Raw genomic sequence first — 2084 nt, 5'->3', positions numbered from 1 at the left:
GGGGCCGCCCCGCGCGCGTGCGCGGCCGGTCGCCGTACAGCGCTGCGTCGACCACTGCGGCGGAGCCTCCCCACGCGCGTGCGCGACCGAAGGGGACACGGCCCGCCCGCCCCGGACGCGGGGTGACGCGGCTCCCGCAGGGGAACCGTCGCACCCCCACCGGCGGGTTCGGTAGTATCTCCCCCATGACCCGCCGCTATCACGTGTTTAGCCAGCCGACGACCTCGTCGGCCGCTCTCACGTAGGCGGAACCAGGGGTCGTCGGCAACGGAGCACCAGGGCAGCAGCCCGGTGCTCCTCCTCGTTTTCAGGCGGCCGACGCCCCAGGACACGCTCTCCACGCACCGCGCGCATCCGGCGGGGACGTACGGCCGCACCGCGACCGCGTCCGGCCCGCTGCCGGGACCGCCCCACCCGAGGGAGAACCACCGTGTCCGAGCACCGCACCACCCCGCCCACCGCCCAGGAGCAGATCCGCCAGCTGCGCGGACATATCGACCAGATGGACGCCGAACTGGCCGCCCTCCTCGAACGCCGCGCCCTCGTCGCCGCCCAGGTGCAGCGGCTCAAGCCGGTCGGCTACTTCGCCGGGCGCGACATGCGGCGCGAACGCGAACTGGTCGAGCGCATGGCCGAGCACGCCCCGCGCCTGGGCCCCGACCGGCTCGCCGCCATCATGGACAGCGTCATCAGCGCCGGGCTGGCCGCCGCACAGGAGGAGGCCGTCCGCACCGGGTGACCGCGTCCCGGCCACTGAGGGCACGGCTAGTGGCGGACCACGTCCACCCACACCATCCGGTGGTCGGAGCTGGGGAAGGGGTAGTCGCCGGTCAGCCGGAACAGCGGGTCGTCCACGGTCGGCCAGAACACCCCGGAGGACCGGGCCGGAACGGTCCGCGAGGGCAGCACGTAGTCCACGCGCAGGTTGCCCGGGCCGGGCTCGTCCGCGAAGTCGGCGCTGTCCAGCACCGGGTCGCCCCCGTGCCCGTCGTTGGCCCCGCCCTGGCGTTGGGCCGCGCCCCTGCCGCCCTGGCTGGACGGGCGCACGTCGGTGATCCCCGGGTGCTCCAGCAGCTGGGTGATGGCGTCGGGGTGGCCGTCGCCGTCGTTGGGGTCGGCGTTGAGGTCCCCGGCGATGACGAACGGGGCGCCCACGGGCAGGCCGCCGCGCCGCCCCCGGTCGTCGTAGATGTAGGAGCCCGCGCGCGGGGTCACGTAGTCGGCCCAGAAGCGGATCTCGTCGTGGTTGCGGGCCGCGTTGCGCCTCTCCGGGCCGTCGAAGGCCGGCGGGGTCGGGTGGCTGGCCAGCAGGTGGACCGGGCGGCCCCGGCCCGTGTCGATCGGCAGGTCCCAGTGGCTCTTGGAAGACAGCCGCAGCACTTCCAGGGCCTCGGGGGAGTAGTAGGACTCGCCCGTCTTGGGGTCGGTGGGCAGGAGCGCGCCGGGCATGTCCGCCCACCGGAAGGTCTGGAACGTGCGTACGTCCTCGGTGACGATCGGGTACATCGAGTACACGACCATCCCGTACTGGCCGGGGAACAGCCCGTACCCGAAGGCGTCCTCGGCGTAGGCGGGGCTGCCGGGCTCGGTCACCGCCTCGCCGTCGCCGTTGAGGTCCGCGCCCGAGGCCACGCCGGTGTTGACGGGCGCGGAGTAGACGTAGGGGTACTCGATGGCATCGGCGCCGTTCTGGCCCACGGACAGGTAGTTGTCCTGGAACCGGCGGGGTCCGCTCCCCTCCTCGTCGTAGTCGAACTCGTTGACCAGGAGGACGTCGGGGCGCACGTGCTGGATGATCTCGGCCACGTTGCGCGCCTGCTCGCTGCCGGGGGCGGCCAACTCCTCGGCGAGCACCCCCTGCCCGGGGCGTTCCAGCGCGGTGTTGAAGGTGGCGAAGCGCACCTCGTGCGGTCCCGGCGGTTGGGGGACCGACGGTGACACCTCGGCGGAGGCGGGGGCCGCCACCAGGGCGGACGCGGCCAGGACGAGGGTGGCGGTGGAGGCCACCGGTCTGACCAGCGGGCGTGAACGCGGCTTCATGGAGGCATCCTCTCAGCGGGGGAGCGGGGTGGGAAAGGCCGGAT

Annotated in this window: 2 protein-coding genes; one reads left to right on the top strand and one right to left on the bottom strand. The window is 73.8% G+C overall.

Annotated features, from left to right (window positions below; translation table 11 throughout):
- Positions 1–430: 430 nt before the first annotated feature.
- Positions 431–739 carry a chorismate mutase gene (locus DQW06_RS22225; protein ID WP_013151972.1) on the top strand — a complete coding sequence of 103 codons (309 nt, stop codon included), beginning with the start codon at positions 431–433 and terminating at the stop codon, positions 737–739.
- Between the two features lie 26 nt (positions 740–765).
- Here the strand turns inward: DQW06_RS22225 and DQW06_RS22220 are convergent, their stop codons facing one another.
- Positions 766–2040, bottom strand: coding sequence for an endonuclease/exonuclease/phosphatase family protein (locus tag DQW06_RS22220; protein WP_117199237.1), 1275 nt, complete (start codon positions 2038–2040; stop codon positions 766–768).
- Positions 2041–2084: the final 44 nt, after the last annotated feature.

The organism is Nocardiopsis sp. TNDT3, from assembly GCF_003427465.1.
GTDB lineage: Bacteria > Actinomycetota > Actinomycetes > Streptosporangiales > Streptosporangiaceae > Nocardiopsis > Nocardiopsis dassonvillei.
This window is presented reverse-complemented; position numbering and strand designations above follow the sequence as displayed.